Annotated in this window: 21 protein-coding genes; 15 read left to right on the top strand and 6 right to left on the bottom strand. The window is 64.1% G+C overall.

All coding sequences use genetic code 11. From position 1 onward, the window contains the following. Positions 1-202: 202 nt before the first annotated feature. The 10 genes from cysD to AC1DVS_RS06045 all read left to right on the top strand — a co-directional run bounded on the left by cysD (position 203) and on the right by AC1DVS_RS06045 (position 12760). Positions 203-1108: a sulfate adenylyltransferase subunit CysD gene (cysD, locus tag AC1DVS_RS06090; protein ID WP_478021158.1), complete on the top strand. Its 906-nt coding sequence runs from the start codon at positions 203-205 to the stop codon at positions 1106-1108. Continuing rightward, positions 1108-3021, top strand: a complete 1914-nt coding sequence (cysN, locus tag AC1DVS_RS06085) for a sulfate adenylyltransferase subunit CysN (RefSeq protein ID WP_478021156.1) — start codon at positions 1108-1110, stop codon at positions 3019-3021. Before cysD ends, cysN begins: the two co-directional genes overlap by 1 nt. Beyond that, the gene (locus tag AC1DVS_RS06080; protein WP_478021154.1) at positions 3018-3776 is read left to right on the top strand and encodes a 3'(2'),5'-bisphosphate nucleotidase CysQ; all 759 of its coding nucleotides are present in this window, start codon (positions 3018-3020) and stop codon (positions 3774-3776) included. The genes cysN and AC1DVS_RS06080 overlap by 4 nt, the downstream gene beginning before the upstream one ends. Before the next feature lie 702 nt (positions 3777-4478). After that, the gene (locus AC1DVS_RS06075) at positions 4479-6113 is read left to right on the top strand and encodes a methyl-accepting chemotaxis protein (protein ID WP_478021152.1); all 1635 of its coding nucleotides are present in this window, start codon (positions 4479-4481) and stop codon (positions 6111-6113) included. A 51-nt stretch (positions 6114-6164) separates the two neighbouring features. Next, positions 6165-6581 (top strand): chemotaxis protein CheW, encoded by a 417-nt coding sequence (locus AC1DVS_RS06070; RefSeq protein WP_478021150.1) that lies wholly within the window; start codon positions 6165-6167, stop codon positions 6579-6581. After that, the gene (locus tag AC1DVS_RS06065) at positions 6578-7825 is read left to right on the top strand and encodes a CheR family methyltransferase (RefSeq protein ID WP_478021148.1); all 1248 of its coding nucleotides are present in this window, start codon (positions 6578-6580) and stop codon (positions 7823-7825) included. The genes AC1DVS_RS06070 and AC1DVS_RS06065 overlap by 4 nt, the downstream gene beginning before the upstream one ends. Next, on the top strand, positions 7826-8500 hold the full coding sequence (locus AC1DVS_RS06060) for a chemotaxis protein CheW (protein WP_478021146.1): 675 nt from the start codon (positions 7826-7828) through the stop codon (positions 8498-8500). Beyond that, the gene (locus AC1DVS_RS06055) at positions 8497-10725 is read left to right on the top strand and encodes a hybrid sensor histidine kinase/response regulator (protein ID WP_478021144.1); all 2229 of its coding nucleotides are present in this window, start codon (positions 8497-8499) and stop codon (positions 10723-10725) included. Before AC1DVS_RS06060 ends, AC1DVS_RS06055 begins: the two co-directional genes overlap by 4 nt. Continuing rightward, on the top strand, positions 10722-11744 hold the full coding sequence (gene cheB, locus AC1DVS_RS06050; protein ID WP_478021142.1) for a chemotaxis-specific protein-glutamate methyltransferase CheB: 1023 nt from the start codon (positions 10722-10724) through the stop codon (positions 11742-11744). Before AC1DVS_RS06055 ends, cheB begins: the two co-directional genes overlap by 4 nt. Next, positions 11741-12760, top strand: a complete 1020-nt coding sequence (locus AC1DVS_RS06045; RefSeq protein WP_478021140.1) for a diguanylate cyclase domain-containing protein — start codon at positions 11741-11743, stop codon at positions 12758-12760. Before cheB ends, AC1DVS_RS06045 begins: the two co-directional genes overlap by 4 nt. 46 nt (positions 12761-12806) lie before the next feature. Here AC1DVS_RS06045 and AC1DVS_RS06040 read toward each other — a convergent pair whose 3' ends face one another. The 4 genes from AC1DVS_RS06040 to AC1DVS_RS06025 form a co-directional block, all read right to left on the bottom strand. After that, the gene (locus AC1DVS_RS06040) at positions 12807-16022 is read right to left on the bottom strand and encodes an EAL domain-containing protein (RefSeq protein ID WP_478021138.1); all 3216 of its coding nucleotides are present in this window, start codon (positions 16020-16022) and stop codon (positions 12807-12809) included. A 251-nt stretch (positions 16023-16273) separates the two neighbouring features. Beyond that, a complete protein-coding gene (locus AC1DVS_RS06035) occupies positions 16274-17119 on the bottom strand; it encodes a hypothetical protein (RefSeq protein ID WP_478021136.1) in 846 nt (281 codons plus the stop codon). A gap of 115 nt (positions 17120-17234) precedes the next feature. Continuing rightward, the gene (locus AC1DVS_RS06030) at positions 17235-18023 is read right to left on the bottom strand and encodes an enoyl-CoA hydratase-related protein (protein ID WP_478021135.1); all 789 of its coding nucleotides are present in this window, start codon (positions 18021-18023) and stop codon (positions 17235-17237) included. Positions 18024-18026: 3 nt separating this feature from the next. Beyond that, a complete protein-coding gene (locus AC1DVS_RS06025) occupies positions 18027-18788 on the bottom strand; it encodes an SDR family NAD(P)-dependent oxidoreductase (RefSeq protein ID WP_478021133.1) in 762 nt (253 codons plus the stop codon). Positions 18789-18961: 173 nt separating this feature from the next. Between AC1DVS_RS06025 and AC1DVS_RS06020 the strand changes: the two genes are divergently transcribed. The 5 genes from AC1DVS_RS06020 to AC1DVS_RS06000 all read left to right on the top strand — a co-directional run bounded on the left by AC1DVS_RS06020 (position 18962) and on the right by AC1DVS_RS06000 (position 23432). After that, entirely contained in the window at positions 18962-19855 is an 894-nt protein-coding gene (locus AC1DVS_RS06020; RefSeq protein WP_478021132.1) for a TSUP family transporter, read from the top strand. 83 nt (positions 19856-19938) lie between these two features. Beyond that, entirely contained in the window at positions 19939-20454 is a 516-nt protein-coding gene (locus AC1DVS_RS06015; protein WP_478021130.1) for an MEKHLA domain-containing protein, read from the top strand. A 37-nt stretch (positions 20455-20491) separates the two neighbouring features. Continuing rightward, positions 20492-21448 carry a hypothetical protein gene (locus AC1DVS_RS06010; protein WP_478021128.1) on the top strand — a complete coding sequence of 319 codons (957 nt, stop codon included), beginning with the start codon at positions 20492-20494 and terminating at the stop codon, positions 21446-21448. 99 nt (positions 21449-21547) lie between these two features. Next, entirely contained in the window at positions 21548-22171 is a 624-nt protein-coding gene (locus AC1DVS_RS06005) for a TetR/AcrR family transcriptional regulator (protein WP_478021126.1), read from the top strand. A gap of 103 nt (positions 22172-22274) precedes the next feature. Beyond that, entirely contained in the window at positions 22275-23432 is a 1158-nt protein-coding gene (locus AC1DVS_RS06000; protein WP_478021124.1) for a ThuA domain-containing protein, read from the top strand. Between the two features lie 5 nt (positions 23433-23437). Here AC1DVS_RS06000 and AC1DVS_RS05995 read toward each other — a convergent pair whose 3' ends face one another. Both AC1DVS_RS05995 and AC1DVS_RS05990 read right to left on the bottom strand, forming a co-directional pair. Beyond that, entirely contained in the window at positions 23438-24769 is a 1332-nt protein-coding gene (locus AC1DVS_RS05995) for an HlyD family type I secretion periplasmic adaptor subunit (protein ID WP_478021122.1), read from the bottom strand. A gap of 6 nt (positions 24770-24775) precedes the next feature. Beyond that, a complete protein-coding gene (locus AC1DVS_RS05990; protein WP_478021120.1) occupies positions 24776-26479 on the bottom strand; it encodes a type I secretion system permease/ATPase in 1704 nt (567 codons plus the stop codon). Positions 26480-26789 lie beyond the last annotated feature (310 nt).

The raw sequence follows: 26789 nt of genomic DNA, 5'->3' as shown, positions 1-26789 counted from the left end.
AAACGCGACGGGCCGAATGGCAGTGTCCAGAGCAAGCCATTGCAGGCGACCGGTACGTCAGCTCAAGCAATATCCGGCACCGATTTTTCCCAAATTCGGGGCGCCCCGAGACGGGACGGTTGATTCAGGCTTAGGCCTGCCAAGAATGGATTGTTTGCCGCCGCTCCCCGATTCCGGGCAGGGCGCCCGCGGAGATTGAACGATGGCAAAGACACTGACTCATCTGGAGCGACTCGAAGCAGAGGCGATCCACATCATGCGCGAGGTCGTCGCTGAGACCGAGCGGCCGGTGATGATGTATTCAGTCGGCAAGGATTCAGCCGTGATGCTGCACCTTGCGCGCAAGGCCTTCTATCCCTCGCCGCCGCCCTTCCCGCTGCTCCACGTCGATACGACGTGGAAGTTCCGGGACATGTACCGCTTGCGCGATCGCATGGCGAAAGAGAGCGGCATGGAGCTGATCGTCTATCACAACCAGGAAGCGATGGACCGCGGCATCAATCCGTTCGATCACGGCGCGCTCCACACCGACATGTGGAAGACCGAGGGGCTGAAACAGGCGCTCGACAAATATGGCTTCGACGCAGCATTCGGCGGCGCGCGGCGCGACGAGGAGAAGAGCCGCGCCAAGGAGCGCATCTTCTCGTTCCGCACCGCGACCCATGGCTGGGACCCGAAGAAGCAGCGGCCGGAGCTCTGGAACCTCTATAATGCCCGCAAGAACAAGGGCGAGAGCATCCGGGTCTTCCCGATCTCGAACTGGACCGAGCTCGACGTCTGGCAATATATCCAGCTCAACGACATACCGATCGTGCCGCTCTATTTCGCCGGCAAGCGCCCGACTGTCGAGCGTGACGGCATGCTGCTGATGGTCGATGACGACCGCTTCCGCTTGAACCCGGGCGAAGTGCCGGTGGAGCGCTCGATCCGCTTCCGCACGCTTGGTTGTTATCCGCTGACGGGAGCGGTCGAGAGCACTGCCTCGACGCTCTCGGAGATCATTCAGGAGACGCTGCTGACCACGACGTCGGAGCGTCAGGGCCGGGCGATCGACAAGGATGCCGGCGGCGCGGGCATGGAAAAGAAGAAGCAGGAAGGCTATTTCTGATGACCGAGCAAACCAAGGACTCGGTGTACCAGACAGAAGCGCTGATCGCCGAGGATATCGACGCGTATCTCGACCAGCATCAGCACAAGACTATGCTGCGCTTCATCACCTGCGGCTCGGTCGATGACGGCAAGTCGACGCTGATCGGGCGGCTGCTCTACGACAGCAAGATGATCTTCGAGGATCAGCTCGCCGCGCTTGAGGCGGACAGCAAGCGGGTGGGCACCCAGGGCCAGGAAATCGACTTCGCGCTCCTCGTCGACGGCCTCGCCGCCGAGCGCGAGCAGGGCATCACCATCGATGTCGCCTACCGCTTCTTCTCGACCGAGAAGCGCAAGTTCATCGTCGCCGATACGCCCGGGCATGAGCAATATACGCGCAACATGGTGACCGGCGCCTCGACCGCCGACCTCGCCGTGATCCTGATCGATGCGCGCAAGGGCGTGCTCACCCAGACCCGCCGCCATTCCTATCTTGCCCACCTGATCGGCATCCGGAATCTGGTGCTCGCGGTGAACAAGATGGACCTGATCGGCTATGATCAGGCGAAATATGACGAGATCGTCGCCGACTATACCGCGTTCGCGGAGAGCATCGGCATCACCGCCTTCACGCCGATGCCGATCTCCGGCTTCAAGGGCGACAACATCACCGAGCGCAGCGAGAACACGCCCTGGTACACCGGGCCGACGCTGATGGAGCATCTCGAGACGGTCGAGGTGAACCTGGAAACCGACCAGGCCCGGCCGTTCCGCATGGCGGTGCAATGGGTCAACCGCCCCAATCTCGACTTCCGGGGCTTTTCCGGACAGATCGCGAGCGGATCGATCAACACCGGCGATGCGATCCGCGTGCTGCCCGGCGGCAAGACCTCGACCATCAGCCGCATCTCGACCATGTCGGGCGACCTCGACGAAGCCGTCGCGGGCCAGTCGGTCACGCTCTGCTTTGCCGACGAGATCGATTGCTCGCGCGGCAATGTCATCGCGGCGGCCGATAACCCACCCGAGGCAGCCGATCAGTTCGAGGCGACGATCGTCTGGATGGACGACGCGGCGCTGCATGTCGGCAGGTCCTATTGGCTGAAGCTCGGCACTCAGATGGTCTCGGCGACCGTCCACGAGCCGAAATATCAGGTCAACGTCAACACGATGGAACATCTCGCGGCGAAGACGCTCGAGCTGAACGCGATCGGCGTGGCGGAGCTGACGACTGACCGTCCGATCGTGTTCGAGCCCTATGCCGAAAACCGGACGCTGGGCGGCTTCATCCTGATCGACAAGATCACCAATGCGACGGTTGCGGCGGGCATGCTGCACTTCTCGCTGCGGCGCGCGCAGAATGTGCACTGGCAGGCAGTCGACATCACCCGCGACATGCATGCCAGGCTCAAGAACCAGAAGCCGGCGGTGCTGTGGTTCACGGGGCTTTCGGGTTCGGGCAAATCGACCATCGCCAATCTGGTGGAGAAGAAGCTCCACCGGATGAACCGCCACACCTTCCTGCTCGATGGCGACAATGTGCGCCACGGGCTGAACAAGGACCTTGGCTTTACCGAGGCCGACCGGATCGAGAATATCCGGCGCGTCGGCGAGGTGGCGAAGCTGATGGCGGATAGCGGGCTGATCGTGATCACTGCCTTCATCTCGCCGTTCCGGGCCGAGCGCGACATGGTGCGTTCGATGCTGCCCGAGGGCGAATTCGTCGAGATCTTCATCGACACCGCGCTGGCTGAGGCCGAACGGCGCGACGTGAAGGGCCTGTACAAAAAGGCGCGGGCGGGCGAACTCAAGAACTTCACCGGGATCGACAGCCCCTATGAACGGCCGGACAGCCCCGAAATCCGCATCGACACGGCCGCGATGACACCTGAACAGGCGGCTGACCTGATCGTCGATCGGATCATCCCATGAACGGCGTGGAAGAGAGCGACGTCCGCCTCGCCGAGCGGCTGGCAACCGAAGCGGGCGAGATCCTGCTTGGCCTGCAGCGCTCGAGCGGGCTGGCCGGCAAGGAACTCGGCAAGGCGGGCGATGAGGGCGCCAACAACTATCTGATGCGGGCGTTGCGCGCCGCCCGGCCCGAGGACGGCCTGCTTTCCGAAGAGACTGAGTGCGACGGCGTGCGCCTGACCAAGGCACGCGTGTGGATCATCGATCCGCTCGATGGCACCMGCGAATATGGCGAGGCCAGGACCGATTGGGCAGTGCATGTCGCCCTCGCAATCAACGGCGTGGCAACGGTCGGGGCGGTTGCCCTGCCCGCGCTCGACACCACGCTGACCTCCGGTGCGCCGAAGCCGCTGGCGCCCGCCAACACGCCACCCCGCATGCTGGTCAGCCGCACGCGGCCTGCCGCCGAAGCGGTGGCAGTGGCTGAAGCGATCGGCGCCGAGCTGGTGCCGATGGGCTCAGCGGGCGCGAAAGCGATGGCGGTCGTGCGCGGCGAAGCGGAAATCTATCTCCACACCGGCGGCCAATATGAATGGGACAATTGCGCGCCGGCGGCGGTGGCGCAGGCGGCGGGCCTGCATGTCAGCCGCGCGGACGGTTCCCCGCTCGTTTATAATTGCGAGAACACGTATCTGCCCGACCTGCTGATCTGCAGGCCTGAATGGGCCGAGCAAGTGCTGGCGCTCTATCGGTCGTTGCCCGCCCCGGCCGCTTGAGGCGGGGCGGGCGTTCAAAATCGATTCGTTCATTCTCGATTGCCGTTGAGCAACGCGGATCGCCCGGCCGCCCGGCGCCGCGCCTCCGTTACGCGCCGATTCCCTGTTAATCCGCACGGAACAGGGAATTTTATTTTTTTCTCGCCATCGCATCGAAGCGATTTTCAAAGATTCTCCTTACAATACAAAATACTTGATAGAATTTCACCTCCCTCACGCCGCCCCGGAACAGGGAATAACAGGGAATTATCAGGGAAATTCCGGTGCCGCCCGCTACCGTACCGGAGCGGAAAACATCCATCAGACCAACGATGAGAAGGAGCAGCCGGGCTTCTGAACACGTCCCGTGCGCGATCCTATCTCCGATCCCGCGCTGGAGTTGAATCGCGTCCATCGATTTTCGGATCCAAGCGGACCCGGTTCTCGCCCCCAAAGCCAGCCCACCGGCTGGGTCAACCTCCGGAGGATCGGCCGAATATCGCAATACCGCCCGACGGCCGCGCAAAGTTCCGCAGTCGATACTGAACGCGATACCGTAATTAGACGTAAGTTAACATTAGATGGCCGTTAACCCTAAAGCAATAATGGATGGGGGCGGCTTTTGTGGTCTACTGCGTCACGTCTCAAGCCAAATGTGAGTAAGATAAGCCACCAGATTCCAGTACCCGGGACTCTGCCCTCTTTCGCGCGTGGAAATACGCTATGAAAACTTTGAGCGTTCGCAATAGAATATTGGGAAGCTTCGGTTTGATCCTGCTGATCATGCTTGGGATCGGCGGATTCGTCTATTCCTATCTTGGCGCGATCGATCAACATACCGGGGTTATCGAGACCGATGCGGTACCCGGCCTGTATCAGAGCGGCCTGATCAAGGATGCGCTTGCCGCCGATTATCAGATCGTCACCCATCAGGTTATTGAGCGCGACGCGGAGGCGAGGGTACGGAACGAGTCGCTCCTTGCGAGCGATCAGGCCAAGCTCGACCATCTCTTTGCGGATTATCAGCGCACCATCACCACGGATACCGACCGCACCGCATTTGCGAAATTCCAGATTGCCTATGCCAGCTATCGCGACGCCGGCACTGCAATGCTCGGGCGATCCGCCGGGCAGGACGACGTCCAGGCCGTGAAAGACAGGTATTTTCCGGATCTCGAGCGAAAGTTCAACGCCGCGTTCCAGGCGATGTCCGACGTCTCGCAGCTCAACCAGAAGGAGGCTGCCGCCGAGCTGGACGGGATCGACGGCCAGATGCGCTCTCTTCTCACTGCCGTGGTGATCAGCATCGCGGTGGCGGTGGTGATCGCGGCAATCGCCGGCTTTTTCCTGTTGCGCGCGATCATGCCGCCACTCGCGCGCCTGACGGTGCTGATGGATGCGATGCGCCAGGGCGATTTCACCCAGCGCATGACGATCGAACGACAGGACGAGCTTGGCGATGTCGGCGACGGTTTCAATCGCATGGCGGACGAAGTCATGGAGTTGGTCGGGCACGTCCAGCGATCGGGCATCCGGGTCAACACATCGATGACCGAGATCGCCGCCACCTCGAAGCAGCAACAGGCGACCGCAACCGAAGTCGCCGCCACAACAACCGAGATCGGCGCGACCTCCCGCGAGATCGCGGCGACATCGAAGGAGCTGGTCCGCACGATCAACGATGTCGCGACGGTTGCGGAACATGCCGCCGAGCTGGCGACTAGCGGCCAGTCCGGCCTGACCCAGATGGAAGAAACGATGGGCCAGGTTATGGAAGCGGCGAGCTCGATCAACGCCAAGCTGGCGGTGCTGAACGAGAAGGCGAGCGACATCAACCAGGTCGTGACCACGATCACCAAGGTGGCTGACCAGACCAACCTCCTGTCGCTGAACGCAGCGATCGAAGCCGAGAAGGCAGGCGAATATGGCCGCGGCTTCGCAGTCGTCTCGTCGGAGATCCGCCGGCTCGCCGACCAGACCGCGGTTGCGACCTATGACATCGAGCAGATGGTGAAGGACATCCAGTCGGCGGTTTCCGCCGGCGTGATGGGGATGGACAAGTTTTCCGAGGAAGTGCGGCGCGGCCTGCATGATGTGCACGACATTGGCGGCAAGCTCTCCGAGATCATTGCGCAGGTGCTGACGCTGGTGCCGCGGTTCGAAACCGTGAGCGAGGGCATGGAAGCGCAGGCGACGGGTGCCGAGCAGATCAGCGAGGCGCTGGTCCAGCTCACCGAGGCGACTCAGCAGACGGTGGAATCGCTCCGCCTGTCGAGCGGGGCGATCGAGGAGCTCAGCCAGGTCTCGGGCAATCTCCATGGCAGCATCGCCCGCTTCAAGCTCGTCGCCGCGGCCTGAACGGGGGAACCCGATCAGACGCGTTGCGGTACTCAGGCCCGGGAACACGACATGCTGTTTCTTCATTTCCAGATTGGTGACGGCGCCTTCGCCCTGGCCGCCGATCGCATCGTGGAGATCCTGCCGCTGGTCGAGCTCAAGCAGGAGCGCCACGCGCCCGAAGAGATTGCCGGGTCGTTCGATTATCGCGGCCGCTTCATCCCCGTGATCGACCTGTGTGCGCTCGAACTGGGGCGGCCGTCGCGGCGGCGGCTGAGCACGCGGATCATCATGGTCCGGCTGCCCGAGGACGAGACCATGATCGGGCTGATCGCCGAGAACGCGACCGAGACGTTGCGCCTCGACCCAGCCGATTTCGCGCCCTTCGCCCCCGGGCCGCGCGGCCTCGTCCAGCGCGTCGACCTGGAAAGCCTGCTGCCGGCGCGGCTGCGCAGCTTCGCGCGCGGCCTGTTGGTGGACAGCCAATGAGCTTTGTCCGCTTCGAACATCTCCTCGAGCGGACCATGGGGTTGAGCGCCGCCTCGATCGGTACATCAGCGGTAGAGCGGGCGGTGCGGGCGCGGCTCCGCGCCTGCGAGCTCGACGACGCCGATCATTATTGGGAGCGGATCCTGCAATCGCCCGACGAGGTCCAGCATCTTGTCGAAGCGGTGGTCGTGCCGGAGACCTGGTTCTTCCGCGACCCGGCTGCCTTTGCGGCGATGGTGCGTATGGTCATGGAGGAGTGGCTGCCTGCCCATCCCACGGGGACGCTGCGGCTGCTGAGCCTGCCCTGCTCGACCGGCGAAGAAGCCTATACCATGGCAATGGCACTGATAGACGCCGGGCTGCCGACCGATCGCTTCCGGATCGACGCGATCGACATCAGCGGACTATCGCTCGCGATCGCCCGGCGCGGCATTTATGGCGGCAACTCCTTCCGGGGCCAGCACCTTGCCTTTCGCGAGCGTCATTTCGAGCCCGCCGAGCGCGGCTGCCGGATCGGCGACACGGTGCGTGGACCGGTGCGCTTCCTTCAGGGAAATCTGCTCGGCGCGGATGTCCCGGGCGGCGGCGAGACCTATGACGTGGTGTTCTGCCGCAACCTGCTGATCTATTTCGATATCGCAACCCAGAACCGGGCGGTGGGGGTGCTGAAACGCCTGCTCGCGCCGCATGGGATGCTGTTCGTCGGCCATTCCGAAGCGAGCCTGATGCTCGACCAGGGTCTTGTCTCGGCGAGGATGCCGATGGCCTTCGCGTTCCGGAAAGGTGCGATTTCGAGCCAGCCGAAAGCGAAACCGGCACCGGAGCGCATTGCTTTCCAGCCAAAGGCCGCTCCGGCGAAAAAGGCGCCCGCTTCGCTGCGCCCCTCCCCTTCGCCCGCGCCTGCGTTCAAGCGCGCGGCTCCGCCGAAACCGGCGCGGGACCTTGGCGAGTTGCGCCGGATCGCCGACCTTGGCCAGCTGGACGAGGCAGCGCGCGGTTGCCAGGAGCTCATGCGAGAACAAGGGGCGACGCTTGAGGCTTTTCTCCTGCTTGGCTTGATCAGCGATGCCGGCGGCAATCTGGTCGCGGCCACCGGCTATTACCGCAAGGCGCTTTATCTCGAACCGGATCACGCGGAGACGCTCGGCCATCTCGCGCTGCTGCTGAAGAAGCAGGGCGATGTTGCCGGCGCGAAAGTGCTGAACGATCGCATGCGTCGCCTGGCTGCAAAGGGAACCGGGTAAATGCGCCCAATACCCTCAGCCAGCCTGCTCGATGCAGATACCGAGATCTTCGATTGCTGGAATCGGATCGGCGTTCGGGGGGACAAATCCTGCCCCGAGCTCGCGCGCCATTCGCATTGCCGCAACTGCCCGACCTATTCGGCGGCGGCGGCGACGCTGCTCGATCGCGACCTGGTGGGTCCGTCGGCTACGGTCGCAACCGACCAGTTCGCCGCGGCAACGCCCGGCGAGGAGGGCGGCACTGAATCCGCGGTCATCTTCCGCGTCGGCGCTGAATGGTTCGCGCTTCCAACGCTGTTGCTCGATGAAATCGTGGGCTTGCGGCCGATCCATTCGGTACCGCATCGGCGCAATCCGGCGCTGCTGGGGCTCGCCAATGTCCGGGGTGAGCTGGTGGCCTGTCTCTCGATCGCCCGGCTGCTGATCGGCGAGGCGGCGCCGTCGCCGCAGGGCCGGTTGATCGTGGTGCGCCACGCCAGCGGGCGGCTCGCCTTCCCCGTGGACGAAGTGCAGCACACCCATCGCTACCGACTGGATGAGATGAAGCCGGCGCCAGCCACCGTCGCGAAATCGGCGTCCGCCTTTACCAAGGGGCTGCTCTGGTGGCGCGACAGGAGCGTCGGCTGCCTTGACGAACGCCTCCTCCTCGATGCGCTCAATCGGAGCCTCACATGAGCGACGATCTCAGCCAGTTCTCGATGCGCGACCTGTTCCGCATCGATGCCGAAAGCCAGACCGAGGCGCTGACCACGGGCCTGCTGGTGCTCGAGAAGGAACCGCGGCGGGCGGACCAGCTCGAAGCGTGCATGCGCGCAGCCCATTCGCTGAAAGGCGCGGCGTCGATCGTCGGGATCCAGCCGGGCGTGACCGCCGCCCATGCGATGGAGGATCTTTTCGTCGCGGCGCAGGCGGGCCAAGTCATGCTCGGGCAGCCGCAGATCGACCTGCTCCTGCAAGGCGTCGATCTGCTCAAGGCGATTGCGAGTTCACCGGAGCTTGAAAGCGGCAGCCAGGACTCGGTGTGGCAGGCGGATGCGGATCGCCTCGCGGCGGCGCTGGGGCAATCGAGCGCGGGGGGTGACGCGCCACAGCCGATCGCGCCCGTGCCGGCAGTCGTCGAGGAGGCGCCCGCCAAGCCGGAGGCTGATGCGACTGACCGTGCGCTCCGGGTCAGCGCTGAAAATCTCAATCGCCTGCTCGATCTGGCGGGCGAATCCCTGGTCGAATCGCGCCGGCTGCGCCCCTTTGGGCAGGCACTGGTGCGGCTGAAGCGGCTGCAGCGCGAAGCCTCCGCCGCAATCGACGCGCTGCACGCTGCTCTGCCGGCGCAGCTGCTGGACGAGCGGGCGCGGGCCGCACTGGCGGAAGCGCAGCAGCGCATGCTCGAGTGCCGCACGCATCTTGCGGAGCAGATCGGCGAGCTGGAGGCGTCGGACCATCAGGCGACCACGGTCGCGCACCGGCTTTACGACCAGGCGCTGATGGTGCGGATGCGGCCCTTTGCCGATGGTGTCACGGCCTTTCCGCGCATGGTGCGCGATGTCGCCCGCTCGCTCGGCAAGCAGGCGCGGCTCGAGATCGTCGGCGACCGGACTCAGGTCGACCGCGACATATTGGAGAAACTCGACGCGCCGCTCGGCCATCTGCTTCGCAACGCGCTCGACCACGGCGTCGAGCTGCCCGATGACCGGGTCGCGGCGGGCAAGCCTGTGGAAAGCACGATAAGGCTGGAGGCGTTCCACAATGCGGGCTCGCTGCAGATCATCGTCTCGGACGACGGGCGCGGCATCGACCCAGAGGCCATTCGCCAGGCGGTGATCCGGCGAGGCCTCGCGAACAGCGATGTCGCGGCCAAGCTGAGCGACACCGAACTGCTCGAATTCCTGTTCCTGCCCGGCTTCTCGATGAAGGAAGGCGTCACCGAAATCTCCGGCCGCGGCGTCGGGCTCGATGTCGTGCAGGACATGATCCGGCAGGTTCGCGGTCTCGTCCGCATCACGTCACAGCCCGGCGAGGGCACCCGGTTCAAGCTTGAATTGCCGCTGACCCTGTCAGTGGTTCGCGCGCTGCTCGTCGAGATCGGCGGCGAGCCCTATGCCTTCCCCTTCGCTCATATCGTCCGCGCGCTGAAGCTCCCGAGGGATCAGGTGCGGATGCTCGAGGGCCGGCAGCATTTCGACTTTGACGGGCAGCAGGTCGGCCTGGTGACGGCGCACCAGATCCTTGGGTGCGGCGAGCCCGATCAGGATGGGGAGGAGCTGGCCCTGATCCTGCTCGGCAACGCGAACGCCATGCATGCGCTGGTGGTCGATCGTTTCCTGGGCGGGCGCGAGCTGGTCGTCCAGCCGCTCGATCCGCGGCTCGGCAAGATCAAGGACATCAGCGCAGCGGCCCTGATGGAGGACGGCACGCCGCTGCTGATCGCCGACGTGGAGGACATGATCCGATCGATGGACAAGCTGTCCTCGGCGGATCAGCTCGCCAGGGTGCGGCGCGAGGCCGGCAGCGAGGCGGTAAGCCGGCGCAAGCGCATCCTGGTGGTCGACGACAGCTTCACGGTGCGCGAGCTGCAGCGCAAGCTGCTCGATCATCACGGCTATGAGGTCGAGGTCGCCGTCGACGGCATGGACGGCTGGAACGCGCTCCGGAATGGCCATTTCGACCTTGTCCTGAGCGATATCGACATGCCGCGCATGGACGGGATCGAACTGGTCACGCGGATCCGGCACGACATCCGCCTGAAAGCGCTGCCCGTGATGGTGCTCTCCTACAAGGACCGGGAGGAGGATCGCCAGCGCGGGCTCGAGGCCGGCGCCGATTATTACCTGACCAAAGGCAGTTTCCAGAGCGACGCGTTGCTGGACGCGGTGGTCGATCTGATCGGGGACGCGGCTGCATGAGGATCGGAATCGTCAATGATTTGCCGATCGCGGCGGAAGCGCTGCGCCGCGTGCTGACGCTGGCACCGGAGCACTCGCTCGTCTGGATAGCGCGGGACGGCGTGGAGGCGGTGGAGCAGTGTCGGCAGGACCGGCCCGACCTGGTGCTGATGGACCTGATCATGCCGCGCATGGACGGCGTGGAAGCGACCCGGCTGATCATGGCGCATACGCCCTGCGCCATCCTTGTCGTCACGGCCGATATCCACACCAACGCAGCGCGCGTGTTCGCGGCAATGGGGCACGGTGCGCTCGATGCGGTGGATTCGCCGCTGCTCGGCTCGGGCGATCTGCTGGCGGGCGCCATGCCGCTGCTGGCGAAGATCGCCGCGATCGGCCGGCTGATCGCCGACGGCGTTCCCCGGCGCGGCGCCAAATCGGCCGGGGCGTCGACCCAACTCGTCGCAATCGGCGCATCCGCCGGTGGCCCAGCGGCGCTTTGCACGTTGCTGAAGGGCCTGCCGCGGCATTTCCCGGCCGCGATCATCATCATCCAGCATGTCGATGTCCGCTTCGCGCCCGGCCTGGTGGAGTGGCTGGGCCAGCATTCAGCCCTGCCCGTCAGGATGGCGGCTGAAGGCGATCATGCCGCGTCGGGCCAGGTCCTGGTGGCTGGCACTGACGATCACCTGGTGTTCAAGGCGAAGGACCAGCTTGGCTATACGGCCCAGCCTGCCGACCATGTCTATCGCCCATCGGTCGACGTGTTTTTCCGCAGTGCCGCGCGCTACTGGGGCGGCCCGATGGTCGGCGTGCTGCTGACCGGCATGGGATCGGACGGCGCGACCGGCCTGAAAGCCCTGAAGGCGCTCGGCCACCACACGATCGCCCAGGATCAGGCGACAAGCGCCGTTTACGGAATGCCAAAGGCAGCCGCGGCGATTGCCGCCGCGGTGGAGATATTGCCGCTCGATCGGATCGCGCCCAGACTTGTCGAGCTGGCCGCCTCCGCCTCTTCGAGAAAAGGATGTGCGAAGTGAACGCCCAGACCAAAGCCCCCGCCGACCTATCCGCCCAACAGTCTCGACAGTCGATCATGGTCCTGCTGGTCGATGATCAGGTCGTGGTGGGAGAAGCCATCCGACGCTCGCTGGTCGACGAGGCGGATGCTGAATTCCATTTTTGCTCGAACCCGCTCGAAGCGCTTGCGGTCGCGAAGAAGGTGCAGCCAACCGTTATCCTGCAGGATCTCGTCATGCCGGCGGTGAGCGGGCTGGATCTGGTGCGCCAGTATCGCGCCGATCCCGTTACGAAGAACATCCCCGTCATCGTGCTTTCCACCAAGGAGGAAGCAACGGTGAAGAGCGACGCCTTTCGGGCGGGCGCCAATGATTATCTGGTCAAGCTTCCCGACCGGATCGAGCTGATCGCGCGCATCCGCTATCATTCAGCCGCCTATCTCTCGCAGATCCAGCGCGACGAAGCTTATCGCGCGCTTCGGAAAAGCCAGCAGGATCTGATGGAGACGAACCTCGAGCTGCAGCGCCTGACCAATGTGGACGGACTGACGGGGCTGAGCAACCGGCGCTTTTTCAACGAGTTCATCGAGACCGAATGGCGCCAGGCGATCCGCTCCAAACACCCGCTCTCGTTGCTGATGCTCGATATCGACCATTTCAAGCACTATAACGATACCTATGGCCACCTCGCCGGCGACGAGACCCTGAAAGCCGTCGCGCGCACGGTCATGAATTGCTTCCGTCGCCCTAAGGATCTTGCCGCGCGCTTCGGGGGTGAGGAGTTTGTCGTCATCCTGCCGCAGACCCCGGCCTGCGATCTCCAGATGCTTGCGGAAAAGGTGGTGCACGCGGTCGAGGCGATGGACCTTCCCAATGGCGGCATGGCTGCCGGCGAGAAGGTCACGATCAGCGCAGGCGGCGCGACCGGTACGCCGCGGCACGGCGACGCCTATTCCGAGCTGATCGATGCCGCCGACAAGGCTTTGTACGAGGCAAAACGCTCGGGCAGGAATCGCGCCGTCATCACTGCCTGCTGAATTGCGCGGTAGAGCGGGGCAGCGGCGACGCGCGGATTCGCTCCGTTCAGGTCTGGCCGGCGCCGATGCCGTCCCATTCGAACCGAAGCCGCGCAATATCGCCCAGCTCCTTCGCCGAGGTAGCAGGCAGGAACAGAAAGCCCTGGCCATATTGGCAACCGAGATCAACGAGGCGCTTCGCCTGGGTTGGGGTTTCGATGCCTTCGGCCACCACTTCCATGCCGAGCTTGCGGCCAAGCGTGATCACCGCTTCGGCGATCGCGGCATGCTCCTGGTCGAGGCCGATGTCGGAGACGAAGCTCCGGTCGATCTTGATCACGTCGACCGGAAACTGGTTCAAATGGCTGAGCGAGGCATAGCCGGTCCCGAAATCATCAAGCGCGATCTTGACGCCTTCGCTGCTGAGGAGCCGCAAGGTGCGCTCGACGAGATCGGCACCTCGCCGGAGGAACACGGTCTCGGTGACTTCGAGCTGGAAGCATTTGGTCGGGATGCCGGCGGCCGACAGCTGCGTGAGCAGGAACTCGGCAAAGTCCGATCGCTGGAAATCCGCCGCTGAGGCATTGAGCGCGACATGCCCGAAATCCATGCCGCGTTCAGTCCAGTCGCGCATCTGGCCGATGACCTCGGCGAGCATCCGGTCCGTGATCGCAGTCGATACGTCCCAATCGTCAAAGGCGGCGGATATCGTCGCGGGATGATGGATCCGGCCGTGATAATCCGTCCAGCGCGCCAGGGCCTCGAAGCCCGCGACCCGGCCGGTGAGGAGATCGACCTTGGGCTGATAGAATGCACGGATCCGGTCGTCACGGAGCGCGCTGCGCGCCAGATTGGTCATCGACACGCGCTGCTGGAGCTCGACGCGCATATGCGGATCGAAGATCAGCAGCTGGCCGGGGCGTCGTGCCTTGGACGAGTAAAGCGCGATATCGGCATGTTTGAGGAGATCGCCGGCATTGGTGCCGTGGCGGGGATAGAGGCTCGCGCCGAGGCTCGCCCGGCAGTCCAGCGTGGCGCCCTCATAGGGGACCGGCTCGCGCAGGGACTCGAGAATCCGATCCGCCATGGCGCTTACCTCAGCCTCGGTGGCGATGCCGGGAAGGATCATGGCGAACTCATCGCCTCCCAGCCGGGCCACGGTATCGACCGGACGCAGCACAGCGCACAATCGCTCGCCGAGCGTGCGTAAAACGACGTCCCCGGCGCCGTGGCCCTGAGTGTCGTTGATCTGCTTGAACTGGTCGACATCGAGCACCAGCAAGGCGAGGCCCTGCCCCCCCGCCTCCGCCTCGATGATCGCCTCGGCGAGACGGGCATCGAACAGACGCCGGTTTGGCAGCTGTGTCAGGGGATCATGGCTCGCGCTCCAGTTGATCCGATCCTGCGCCGTCTTCTGATCAGTGATGTCGCGCGCGATGCTCACCATGCAGCGCGGCGCCCCATCTTCGTCCTGAACCGGCGAAACAGCGACGTCCCACCATTTGGGCCGCCCGAGAGCGGTCGGGCGCGATGATGTGAAGCGGCCGGTGCCACCCGCCAGCGCAACCGCTATGGCATCGCTTGCATAGGATCGGTTGGCGGCCGGCCAGAGCGTGAGCCAGTTGCGCCCGACCAGCTTGGCATCCTGTTCAAGCTCCATGGCGGCACGGCTCGCCTGGTTTGCAAAGAGTATCTCGCCCGAGGGGGAGAGGAGTTTGATATTGTCCGGGCTCGCATTCACGATGCTGCGGTTCAGGGCCTCGCTTTCCTGGAGCGCAGCTTCGGCTTCGCGCCGGGCGCTCACATCGAAATTGACCCCGATCAGCCGGCGTGGCCGGCCATTCGTGTCATATTCGATTCGGCCCATTCCATTGACCCAGCGGATGGCTCCATCGCCAAGCGGCACCCGAAAGGTGAAATCAAAGGCCTCGTTGGTATCGGCGGCGCGCCTGATCGCAGCCTGTATCTGCGGGGCGTCGTCAGAATGAACCCGCTCAGTCCAGCTTTCTCCGGGAAAGATCGGATCCGCATTCGCGGCAAGCCCGAGAAGTACGAGGCTTTGCGATGAAAGCCGGGTGACATTCTCCGCGAAGTCCACCTCGAACAGGCCAATACCAGCTGCCTCATGCGCTTCGCGGATCCAGGCTTCGCTGGCACGCAGTGCGTGCTCGATATTCACCTGATCGTCGATATCCTCGGCAACGCCGTACCAGCGGATGATGTCTCCATCCTCGGATGGCCGCGCGCCGGCGCGCACCCGGTACCACCGGTAACAGCCGTCGGTCTTCTTGAGCCGATAGCGAACGTCCAGGCGTTCACCTGTCCACAGCGAACGCGACCATTGCTCCATTGTCGATGTCACATCGTCTGGATGGACGGCCGTGATCCAGTCCGCCGCGTCGGTTCCGAACTGCTCGCGCAACAGCGGCCCCGCTTCCAGGACCCTGCCACTCGCATCGGCCGTCCAGGGGATGTGCGGATTCAGCGCGACCGCATAGCGATAATGCGCCTCGCTCTCCCGGAGGGATTCGAGCGCCTCTTCCTGCCGGTGGACATCTTCCGCAAGGCCGTACCAGCGCAGGACCTTGCCGTCCTGTCCCAGCTTGGGGAAGGCGCGGATCCGCATCCAGCGCAGCCCACCGTCAGCACATATCAGGCGCGCCTTCACGTCGATCGGCTGGCCGTTGCCCAGCGACACGGCGGCGCTGCTTGTGACTTTCTTGCGATCCTCGGGATAAAATTGCTGCAACCAGCCAGTGCCGAGCGCCGCACTCTCCGGCACGCCGGTCAGGGTGCTCCAGCGGCCGCTGACCGTCAGGACATAGCCGTCGGGGTCGGCAGTCCAGGGCATCTGCGGCGAAAGCTCGACTGTGTTGCGATATTGATCTTCGCTCGCCAGCAGCGCCAGTTCGGCCTGGCGGCGATCGGTCAGGTCGATCAGCACGCCGCGAATGGCGACGACGCGATCGTCCAGCCGGACCGGACTGATCCTCGCCCAGCAATATCGCTCGGTCCCATCGGGGCGGAGAACGCGAAATTCGCGACCCGACGGATCATAGCCATCGCTCGCCTCGCGCAATCGCCGCTGGATCAGGTCGCGGTCATCCGGATGGATACAGGCGAGCGTGGTCTCGAGCGTCGGCTTGAAGGTCTGCGGGTCCCTGCCGGCTATTCGAAAGACTTCGGCGGACCAGAGAAAGGCGTTGCCGCCGACCTCCCAGCGCCAGACGCCTGTCTGCGCAATGGCAAAGGCTTCGTCGAGATCCTCGGCGGTGAGGCCCAATTCGCATGGCGACGCGCTACTCTTCCGCCCCTCCGCGACACCTGCGGAGGGTTCGCGCGACTCTTCTCCCTCAAACCGCTCGGGAATCCAGTCCTGCCTATCCACTACCAGCCGTTGCCCCGTCTCACCAATTCTCACTTTGTCAGGAATTTGTTAAGAGAATCGCAATGGATACAACGAGATGGGCCTATTACATTCGGCAGTGTCGGGGCCATCCGTATATCGTGCACCCTCAACTCAGAAGTGCCTGATCAGTCCATTGGCGAGATTTCTATCGCTACCGACAGGATATCCGCCTCATCGATGCGCCGCTTCCCCAAATGCTGCTCGTCCTCGACACGGATCGCCATCACAACATCCTTGGTTATCTTCAAGGCTTCGGTAGCCCCTCCGCTTGCGACCCACAGCTCGTCTTGACGCACAAACGACTTTTCCTTTCGCAATTCCGATTTCATTTCCGTCTGATAGAGATCCTGGAGCGACAGGGCGCGAAGGACCTTCAGGGGATCACAAACCCTCCCCTCCGGGCTCGTTGGACCGATGATACAGGAAACCTTGAAGCGAAATTTCCCCGCCTTTGCTTGCTTGAGGAGAGCGTCCATCACAAACACGCCCCGCTCGGCGGACGAGACGCTTCCCTCGCTGATCAGATGCTCGAAATCGCGAAAGGCTGCGCAGGCTTTGTCCCTGTCTCCGCCAATCGCTGATGGCCGCTTCCATAACCCGTATTTCGTCTCGATCTTCAGATCGTCGGCCCAGCGCTCCCTTTCCGATACCGCGCCGCGAATGATCTTGGGCGCCACGCTATAGACGTCGATCCTGCAAAGCGCTTCGCCATAAGGTTTCGGCACCGCATATAGCAGCATGGGTTCGTCTTCGCTTCGCGTCGCACGATTATCGGCGATCAAGTCCCGGCCGACACGTTGTAACAGCCTTGCTCCGAGTTCAGCACTGCTCCCCTTGGCAACGGCTGAGACCCGATCAGGCGCCGATGGCCATTTTGATTCAGTCCGATGCGTGGCGAACACCGTTGCCGCCCCGATCGCAATGCCGAGGGTCAGGACCGCGATTTTTGAGGCGTAGGGAGCGATGCGCATCCTGCGGGTGTGGTCTGCTTGTTCAAGATCCGCAACTTGATGCTTCCGGTTCAACCAAGGTGCAGCGTGCCCTTGCGGCGGCTGCCGGCGGCGCGCAGCGATAGGACGATATAGCTCAACGTCCCTTGGTGAAATCCGGCGTGCGCTTTTCGAGAAAAGCGGCGATGCCCTCCTTGCCTTCGGTGGTGCCGCCCATCGCGGCGATCCCCTGGCCCTCGGCCTGAAGCTGGGTTTCAAGCGGAGTCGTAGCGCTGTCGAGCAGCAGGCGGCGCATGACACCGAAGGCCGGCGTCGGCCCGCGCGCAAGCTCCTGGGCGAGGGCAGTGGCTTCCTCGAACAAGCTGTCTTCGGCAGCCCTGCGCGTGATCATGCCGATCGCCTGAGCTTCCTCGGCGCCGACCCGGCGGTTGCGCAGGCACAATTCCTGGGTGCGGCGCAGCCCGATCAGGCGCGGCAACAACCAGGTCGTGCCGCCATCCGGCGAGAGTCCGATGCCGGTATAGGCAAGCGTGAAATGAGCACGCGGATCGGCCAGCGCGATATCGCCGATCAGCGCGAGCCCGATGCCGGCGCCCGCCGCGGCGCCGTTGATCGCGGTGACCAACGGCTTTTCCATCCGTGCCAGCCGCGCAATCGCTGCGTGAACATAGCCGGTGATTTCCTCGAGCATCAGCGTCAGCTGTTCTCCGGCCGCGGCGAAGCTCGCGACATCGCCGCCGGCACAGAACATCCGCCCGGCGCCGGTCAGCACCACGCAGCGCACCGACGGGTCCTCGTCACAGGCGATCACGGTTTGCAGCAGCGCCTGCGCCATCGACATATCGATCGCGTTGCCCATGTCAGGCCGGTTCAGGATGATCCGCGCGACGGCGCCGTCGCGCTCGAGAAGGATGCTGTCAACCATGGCTCAGCGCGGCGCCATGCGGATGGCGCCGTCGAGCCGGATGGTCTCGCCGTTGAGCATCGGATTGGCGATGATCGATTCGACCATCAGCGCATATTCGGCGGGCTTGCCGAGCCGGCTCGGATGCGGAACCTGGGTGCCGAGCGAATCCTGCGCTGCCTGGGGCAGGCCCATCAGCATCGGCGTCAGGAAGATGCCGGGCGCGATCGTCACTACCCGAATGCGGTGCTGCGCGAGGTCGCGCGCCGCCGGCAGGGTCAGCCCGACCACGCCGCCCTTTGACGAGGCATAGGCCGCCTGGCCGATCTGCCCGTCATAAGCGGCGACCGAGGCGGTATTGACGATCACGCCCGCCTCTTCGCCCTCGATCCCGGCGGCGATCAGCCGGGCTGCGAATTTCGAGATCATGTTGAAGGTGCCGATCAGATTCACTTCGATCGTCTTGCGATAGACGTCGAGCGAATGGGCAATGCCCTCCTTGTTGACGATCCGCACCGCCGGCGCGACGCCGGCGCAATTCACCAGCACCCGCGCCGGGCCGTGGAGCGCTTCCGCAGCTTCGAGCGCCTCGACGACGCTTGCATCATCAGCGACGTTGACCTTGAAAAAGGCGCCGCCGAGTTCGGCGGCGGCCGCCGTGCCGACCTCCTCGTTCAGATCGAAAATCGAAACCTTCGCGCCACGTGCTGCCAGCATCGTCGCTGTCGCGTTGCCGAGTCCCGATGCGCCTCCGGTAACGATTGCCGCTACACCCTTCAAATCCATCGAAATTGCCTCATGATGCCGGCCGGGCCGTACCTATTGGAATAAAATCTACTCACCGGTAGGTTTTATCGACACTTCTGTCAAGCGAAGGCCGTGAACCTGCGGTCGCGGCCCGCACTTGCGCGTGCATTGATATAGGTTAGCCTGTGGCAGCTGGCTTCGGGGGAACAGGCATGCTGATCGCGCTACTCGTGCCTTTGCTTCTCGCGTCGCTGCTGTGCGTGGCTGTGCTGGTCAGGGCGATAGTCGTGCAAAGGGCAGTGCCGAAGCCGGAAGCGATCCTGCTCGGCGCACTGACGAACTTTTTCGACACGCTCGGCATCGGCTCCTTCGCCCCGACAATGGCGTGGTTCAAGTTCCGGCGGCTGATCTCTGATCGACTGATGCCGGCAACCATGCTGGTCGGCCACACGCCGCCATCGATGGTCCAGGCGATCATCTTCATCATCCTGCTCGGCGTGTTCGTCGATCCGGTGCTGCTGGTCGGCTGTATCCTCGCGCTGGTCATGGGCGCGCTGATGGGTGCGCCGCTGGCGGCCCGGGCACGCGCCTGGGTGGTACAGTCGATCGTCGCGCTGGCGCTGATCATCGCCGCGACGCTCTATGCCATGACCAACCTACATTGGATGCCCGGCGGCGGCACCGCCGGATCATTGCCCCTGCCGCTGATGATACTGGCGATCGTCGCCAATTTCGGGTTCGGAATCCTGTTGAACTTCGGCGTCGGCAATTACGCACCCACGCTGGTGATGCTGAGCCTGATGGGGATGGATCCGCATCTCAGCTTTCCGATCATGGCCGGCGGTGCGGCGATCGCCGGCGGGGTCGCGAGCGTTCGGCACATCACGATCGGCAAGATCGACCTGCGCCTCGCCGGAGGTCTCGCGATCGGCGGCATCCCCGCCGTGCTGGTCGCGGCGTTTATCGTGAAGAGCATGCCCGTCGATACGCTGCGTTGGCTGGTGATTGTCGTGGTACTCTACGCCGCGGCCGTCATGCTGCGCGCGGCGGCGCTGGGGCGGCGCGAGCCGGAAGTGCCGGTCGCAGCCGTTGCGCTGGAGGTCTGAACGGCGACGTCAACGACGGGCTTTTCCGCCACTCGACAAGAGCCAATTGGTCGGCAAGCCGATACGGGCTATTCCGAACGAGAATGACTGAGCCGCTGCCCCCACCCCTGGACACGCCCGATATGCGCCGGCAGCTGGAGCTGATCGCTACGAGCTATCAGCGATTGACCGGCCGCCAGCTCGCGCCGCCCGCCCAGGATATAGCACACGCGCTCTGGACGGCGCGCCGCGCGATTGTCGCGCATGGCACGGAGGCCGATCCGATCTTCTTCTTCGGCAACCGCGCCGCGCTCGACCAGTTCGAAATGTCGTTGAAACGATTTGCCGCCATGCCGTCACGGCTGTCGGCGGAGCCGATGCTGCGCGAGGAGCGCAAGGCCCTGCTCGACCGTGTCGCCCGCGATGGCTTCATCGACGATGTCGCCGGCATCCGCATCTCCGCCACCGGCCGCAGATTCCATATCGAGCGGGCGACGGTCTGGAACCTGATCGACGAGCATGGCAACCTGCACGGCCAGGCGGCGACCTTCGATTGCCGAGCCGAAATGCCCGCAAAGCCCGCCTCTTTGCCTGGGAATAGCCTGGAGAAACGCCGCTGATTTCGCCCCGGTCGCTGGATAATGTCTGGAGGAACCCATGTTCGCGCGCGCCCTAATCGCCCTGCTCCTGCTGGTCGCCCCTTTCCTGCTGGTCGGCACGCCGGCCATGGCCGCCGATCCATCCGGACGATGGGCGTTCCGGGCCGGGGACAAGACTCTGTTCCAGTTCGATCTTCGTCGCACCGCGAAAGGTTGGACCGGCATCTGGGTTCGCCCCGAGCATTTCGCCACCGATGGTGACAGCTTCAGCAACGTGACAGGGCCGGCCATTCAGCGCAGCACGACCAGCGCGCGCGAACTGGATGATGCGGTCGAACTCAGCTTCGACGATCCCCGCCCCGGCGCGACGCCAGACATCTTCCGGATCCACGCGATCGATGCCGGTCATGCCGAGGCGCTTTATGTCGGCACGCGCATGGAGCCCTTTGCGCTCGTGCGCGAAGCCGAAGGTGCGCGCATTGGCCCCTGGGATTCGCAGCGCACTTATGTGCGCCAGATCGATCGGCCGACCAATGCCGAGATGACCGCGATTTACGATGCCGACCAGAAGGCACGCCAGGGCCCGAAGATCGACTGGACCGTCGTCGGACCAGCCGACGAGCAACGGCGGGTGCGAACTCAGGCGCTGCTCGATAACGGGGCGCTCCTGAGCGGAGACGATTTCCTCCATGCGGCTTTCGTCTTCCAGCATGGCGGGAAGCCTGACGACTATTTGAAGGCCCATCTGCTCGCCATGGTCGCCGTAGCGCGGGGCCAGCCCGCGGCCTTATGGATCGGCTCGGCAACGCTCGACCGCTATCTACAGAGCATCGGCCAGCCCCAGATACTCGGGACCCAGTTCAAGGTCAGTCAGGATGGCAAGGCGAGTCAGGATCCCTATGCCCGGGAGTTGCTGCCGGACTCGCTCCGCCAGGCATTGCGTGTGCCGACATTGGCGGAACAGGAGGAACAGCGACGCAAATATGAGGGAGGGGCAACGACCGCGACGCCCTGAAGGTCCATCGCGTTTTTGGCCGCTCAAACTCTCTGGTCTAGAGTTTACCAGTCGGTATAATGGGTGGGAAATCGCGAGACGAAAATCCGGGGCGGAAACATGGGCGAAATCGAACCGTCGCCATTTCGGACAGCGAAGGAGCGCAAGGACGAGCGCGAGCAAAAGCGCGAGGCTGTGCTGCGCGCCGCGGTGCGGATGTTCAACGCGCAAGGCTTTCATGCGACGTCGCTTGACGATGTCGCGGCGAGCCTCGGGGTCAGCAAGCCGACCATCTATCATTATCTCGGCAACAAGGATCAGGTCCTGTTCGAGTGCGTGACGCGCGGCATCGAACAGCTGAACGAAGCTGCCGCTGCCGCGCGGGCGGCGCCGGGGACGGGACTCGACCGGCTGCGCGGCTTCCTGCGCCTCTATGCCGAAATCATCATGGACGATTTCGGGCGTTGCGTGATCCGCACCGCGGACGAAGCGCTGTCGCCCGATAGCGCGACACGGTTTCGCGCGCTCAAAAGCGAGATCGACGATAACCTACGCGCGATGATCAGCGCCGGTGTGGCGGACGGCTCGATCGAGGCGCCCGACATTCGCCTGACCGCCTTCACGCTCGCGGGTGCGTTGAACTGGCCTGCGCGCTGGTACCGCGCCGACGGTGACGGCATGAGCCCTGAAGCAGTCGCATCAAAGATGGTCGACATCCTCACCAACGGCCTTGCACCCCGCTGAAGCCCCGAACCGATCATCAGCAAGATTGTGTTGGACATCGACGTGAATCTCGGCAGGCTGCCGTGAACAAGCAGTCGCGTGCACGCGGTCGAGGGGGACGGGGATGGCTATTTTCGCTCAGTTGAGCATCGCGCGAGCCTTGGCGGCGACGGCGGGGGCAATCCTGGTCGCGGGCTTCGCGACGTCGGCCAGTGCGGCGCGGCCGATCGATTGCCCGCCCCGCAACCAGGCCTATTCGCTGGACTCCCCGGTCATCGATATCCTGCTCAAGCCCGAAGCCAAGGCACTTGTCGAACGCGATGCGCCGACTGCGCTGACGCGTTTCCCGGCTTCGTTCCTGGGCACCACGCCGCCGACCTACGCCGCCATCCTGTCGCTGCGCGCGCTGATCGGCAAACGGATGACCGACGCAGCGCTCGGAACGCTCGATCGCGACCTGCACGCGATCCCGCTCACGCTTGCGGACAAGGAGCGGCGTTGCGCCCGGTATGATGTCGATCAGCCAAAGCTCGTCACGCCGCGCGGAAAGCCGCGCTTCCTTTTGTTCGAGAAGATCACCGGCTTCCGCGACGGGCCGTCAGTCGATGCAGCCCATGCCGCGATGTTGGCAATAGCGGCGCGCAATGGCTGGGCGATCGTCACGACCGACAAAGGCGGCGCGATCACGCCGGCGATCCTGCGCAAGTTCGACGCGGTCATCTGGAACAATGTCAGCGGCGATGTGCTGACGCTGGTGCAACGCAAGGCATTCAAGCGCTATATCGAAGGAGGCGGCGGCTTTGTCGGCGTCCATGGTTCGGGCGGCGACCCGACCTATTTCTGGGACTGGTATGCCGACACGCTGATCGGAGCGCGTTTCATCGGGCATCCCATGGGCCCGCAATTCCAGGACGCGCGCGTCCGCGTCGATGATGGCGCAAACCCGATCACGCACGGGCTGCCGCGCGAATGGACGATGAACGACGAATGGTATTCGTTCAAAACCAATCCGCGCTCCAACGGTGCGCATGTCCTCGCGACGCTGGATGAGTCCACCTATTCACCGGGCGAGGGGACGGTGAATCTGCGCATGGGCGCCGACCACCCCATCGCCTGGACCCGCTGCATTGCCAATGGCCGATCCTTCTATTCGGCGATCGGGCATCGCCCCGAGACCTATAGCGAACCCCGTAATGTGATGCTGCTGGAACAGGGCCTGCGCTGGGCAGCCGGCGCCGGGACAAGCCGCTGCCGTGGGGGCAAGGAAGTCAAGGCGCCCTAGCCCACTTATCCCTCGCGAAAGGCGTGGCGAAGCTGATCGAACAACGGCTTCATCAGGAAGGACAGGATCGAACGGTCGCCGGTCTGCACGAACACCTCGGCCGGCATTCCGGCCTTCAGCGCGATCTGCGGCGCATCGGCCATGCCCTTGGCATCGAGCTGCACCCTGATGCGATAATAGGTCTGGCCGGTGCGCGAATCCTGGATCTGGTCGGGCGAAAGGAAAATCACCTTTGCGGGGATATCGGGCGTGGTTTGCCGTTCGAGCCCGGAGAACACGACGCGCGCCGACTGGCCGATGCGGAGCTGATCGATATCCTGCGGCTTCACCTTCGCCTCAACCACAAGCCGGTCACGATCGGGGACGAGCTGGAGGATCGGTTGCGCCGCGGGCACCGCACTGCCGATGGTGGTGAAGGCAATCCGATCGACCACACCCGATTGCGGCGCACGGATGACGCTGCGCGCGAAAGTATCCCCCGCCGATGCCGATCGAAGCTGTTGTTCGTTGATCTGGGTCGAGACCTCGGCGAGCGCGTTGCCGGCATCGCTTCGCGCTGACTTGTCGACATTGAGCATCTGCTCGCGCGTCTCCGAGATATGTGCGCGCGCTTCGGCGATATTGGATTCAAGCGCCGCCTTTGAGCCTTCGAGTTCGACCGCGGTCCGCTCCATCTGATTGATGCGATTGATCGGTACCAGCTGCCGCGCATAGAGCTTGCGCAGCCCTGCCAGCTCGGGCTGGATCAGAACGATCTGCTTCTCGGTCGCTTCGATCTGAACCTCGAAGCTGCGGATCTGGCTTTCATATTGGCGGATGCGGTCGCCAAGCAACGAAAGCGTCCCTCTGCGTTCCTCACGCCTTAGATTGAACAGGCGGCGCTCCGACGCCATCGTATCGCCGCCGCTCACGCCACGAACAAGCTCCGGCGGGAACTGGATCGTCGAGGCCTGGTCGCGCTCGGCCTGCAGTCGGGCGCGACGTGCCAGCAGCTGATCGAGACCTGTCGAGGCGGATTGCGAACCGACCTTCGAGACGCTGGTATCCAGACGCATCAAGATCTGGTCCTTCGCGACGTGATCACCATCGCGCACGAGCAGGGCGGTGAGCACGCCGCCAGTTGCATGGCTGATCGTCCTGACGCTGGAATCAACCGTGACCTCGCCCGACCCGACCACCGCGCCGCCGATTTTCAGGATCGCGCCCAGACCGAAAAAGCCGAAGATCAGCACGGCCATGAGCATGAACGCCCGGCGTGTACGTGTGCGCAGCCGAGCAGAACCGAAATCTTCGTCTTCAGGTACAGTGAAGGCGTCTATGGGAGGCGAAATCGTCATGGAGAATCAAACCCGTTGCGGCACGACAGCCAGCCCGCCCGGCCCAGACTCCCGGGCGGGCTGGCTGGCACGGTTGAGTTGGGCGAGGATCTCGTCGCGCGGCCCGAAAGCCTGCGCTGTCCCCGCGCGCATGAGCAACACCAGCTCGACCGTGCTAAGCACCGCTGGACGGTGCGCGACAAGCAGCACGACGCCGCCGCGCGCCTTGACGCCGGTAATCGCGCGCGCGAGTGCCGCCTCGCCTTCCGGATCGAGGTTCGAGTTGGGCTCGTCCAGCACGAGCAGGAACGGGTCGCGGTAGAGCGCGCGGGCAAGCGCGATCCGCTGGCGCTGACCGGCGGACAGGTTGGTGCCATCCTCGCCGACCTGGGTTTCATAGCCTTCGGGAAGCTGAAGGATCATCTGATGCACGCCGGCCGCGACCGCCGCCGCCATCACCGCTTCAGCCGGCGCCTCGGGCTCGAAGCGGGCGATATTCTCGGCGATGCTGCCCGTGAACAGCTCGACCGATTGCGGCAGATAGCCCAGATAGCGGCCGAGCACCTCACTATCCCATTGATCGATCGTGGCGCCGTCGAGCCGCACCGTGCCGCGCACCGGCTTCCACACGCCGATAATGCCCCGCACCAGCGAGGACTTGCCCGACGCGCTCGGACCGATGATGCCGATCGCCTGACCAGCCTCGGCCCGGAAGCTGACATCCGTGACGGTCTGGCGGTTGCTGCCGGGAGGCGAGAGCGACAGCTTGTCGATCGCGACGGATTTGGCGGGCGGCGGCAGTTCAGTGCGCGCCGTGACATTGTCCGGCACTTGCTGGAAGAGATTGTTGAGCCGCGCCCAGCCTTGCCGCGCGGCGACGAAACCCCGCCAGTTGGCGATTGCCTGATCGACCGGCGCCAGGGCGCGCCCGGAAAGAATCGAGCTGGCGAAGATGATGCCGGCGGTCGCCTTGCCATCGATCACCAGCATCGCCCCGACCGTCAGAACTGACGACTGGAGGAACATCCGAAGCACCTTGCTGAGGCCGCTCAGAGTCGAAGTGGTGTCAGTGAGCCGGGACTGTTCGTGCAGGAATTGCAGGTGAACGCGTTCCCATTGCGCCATGATGCGGCGGCGCATGCCGAGGCTGTGGATCACCTCGGCGTGCCGCCATTGGCGATCGCTGACATTGCGGCGCCGGGCCGAGGCATCGGTGACGGCCGCGACATGCTTCTTGCTGACCCGCTCGGCGACCATGGTCAGGATGGCGAGGACGATAGCGCCCACCAGAGTCACCAGCCCGAGCCAGTAATGGACGAGCGTGAGGATCAGCAGGAAGAAAAAAATCCATGGCAGATCGATCAGGGCCGGGGGACCCGAGCTCGCGATGAAGCTGCGCAGCTGATCGAGATCGCGGGTCGGGCTAACCCGGTCCTTGGTATCGGGGCGCTCCATGGCGATGCGCATCTCGATCGCCTGGACGCGCGATGCCAGGCGGCGATCGAGGGCGGCGGCCACGTCGGCCAGCATCTGCGCGCGCATCACGTCGAACGCGCCGTAAAAGGCGTACGCCACGCCGATCATCAGGAAGAGGGCGAACAGGGTTGGCAGGCTCTGCGCCGGCAACACCCGATCATAGACCATCATGAGATAGACCGAACCGGCGAGCGTCAAAATGTTGAGGCAGGCGCTGAGCAGGACGATGCCGAGCAGCCCGCTCCGCAGCTTCATCAGCGCGGATCCCAGCTCCGATTTGTTCCTGGGTCCCGCGAGACTCGCCATATGCTTTATCCTGTAAAAGGGGGACGAATAGTCGCGATTGCCTCAAACACCAATAACACAGTGAGATAGCATTTCAGGCCGTGTCGCGAAGCGCGCGTTCCACCCATTTTGCGTATCCTCGGGATCGTTCATTTTCCAGAACACGCCCGGAAGATCGGGGATTTCGACGGCCTGCCCGCGCCATCTCTCGTCCGGCGTGCCGAATGTGCATGAACGGGGTCAATCAGTACATCTGAAAAAAAGTCCTAAACAATTTCGC

It is taken from the genome of Sphingomonas sp. P3_C5 (assembly GCF_056402635.1).
Note: the sequence above shows the minus strand (reverse complement) of the source record. Positions and strands in the feature narration are given on the sequence as shown.

What these genes read in the sequence shown, in the direction of transcription:
- AC1DVS_RS06000 (WP_478021124.1), top strand. Translation starts at nt 22,275, where the DNA reads ATGGCTATTTTCGCTCAGTTGAGCATCGCGCGAGCCTTGGCGGCGACG.
- cysN (WP_478021156.1), top strand. Translation starts at nt 1,108, where the DNA reads ATGACCGAGCAAACCAAGGACTCGGTGTACCAGACAGAAGCGCTGATC.
- AC1DVS_RS06030 (WP_478021135.1), bottom strand. Translation starts at nt 18,023, where the DNA reads ATGGTTGACAGCATCCTTCTCGAGCGCGACGGCGCCGTCGCGCGGATC.
- AC1DVS_RS06025 (WP_478021133.1), bottom strand. Translation starts at nt 18,788, where the DNA reads ATGGATTTGAAGGGTGTAGCGGCAATCGTTACCGGAGGCGCATCGGGA.
- AC1DVS_RS06035 (WP_478021136.1), bottom strand. Translation starts at nt 17,119, where the DNA reads ATGCGCATCGCTCCCTACGCCTCAAAAATCGCGGTCCTGACCCTCGGC.
- AC1DVS_RS05990 (WP_478021120.1), bottom strand. Translation starts at nt 26,479, where the DNA reads ATGAAGCTGCGGAGCGGGCTGCTCGGCATCGTCCTGCTCAGCGCCTGC.
- AC1DVS_RS06010 (WP_478021128.1), top strand. Translation starts at nt 20,492, where the DNA reads ATGTTCGCGCGCGCCCTAATCGCCCTGCTCCTGCTGGTCGCCCCTTTC.
- AC1DVS_RS06005 (WP_478021126.1), top strand. Translation starts at nt 21,548, where the DNA reads ATGGGCGAAATCGAACCGTCGCCATTTCGGACAGCGAAGGAGCGCAAG.
- AC1DVS_RS06060 (WP_478021146.1), top strand. Translation starts at nt 7,826, where the DNA reads ATGCGCCCAATACCCTCAGCCAGCCTGCTCGATGCAGATACCGAGATC.
- AC1DVS_RS06055 (WP_478021144.1), top strand. Translation starts at nt 8,497, where the DNA reads ATGAGCGACGATCTCAGCCAGTTCTCGATGCGCGACCTGTTCCGCATC.
- cysD (WP_478021158.1), top strand. Translation starts at nt 203, where the DNA reads ATGGCAAAGACACTGACTCATCTGGAGCGACTCGAAGCAGAGGCGATC.
- AC1DVS_RS06075 (WP_478021152.1), top strand. Translation starts at nt 4,479, where the DNA reads ATGAAAACTTTGAGCGTTCGCAATAGAATATTGGGAAGCTTCGGTTTG.
- AC1DVS_RS06065 (WP_478021148.1), top strand. Translation starts at nt 6,578, where the DNA reads ATGAGCTTTGTCCGCTTCGAACATCTCCTCGAGCGGACCATGGGGTTG.
- AC1DVS_RS05995 (WP_478021122.1), bottom strand. Translation starts at nt 24,769, where the DNA reads ATGACGATTTCGCCTCCCATAGACGCCTTCACTGTACCTGAAGACGAA.
- cheB (WP_478021142.1), top strand. Translation starts at nt 10,722, where the DNA reads ATGAGGATCGGAATCGTCAATGATTTGCCGATCGCGGCGGAAGCGCTG.
- AC1DVS_RS06015 (WP_478021130.1), top strand. Translation starts at nt 19,939, where the DNA reads ATGACTGAGCCGCTGCCCCCACCCCTGGACACGCCCGATATGCGCCGG.
- AC1DVS_RS06070 (WP_478021150.1), top strand. Translation starts at nt 6,165, where the DNA reads ATGCTGTTTCTTCATTTCCAGATTGGTGACGGCGCCTTCGCCCTGGCC.
- AC1DVS_RS06020 (WP_478021132.1), top strand. Translation starts at nt 18,962, where the DNA reads ATGCTGATCGCGCTACTCGTGCCTTTGCTTCTCGCGTCGCTGCTGTGC.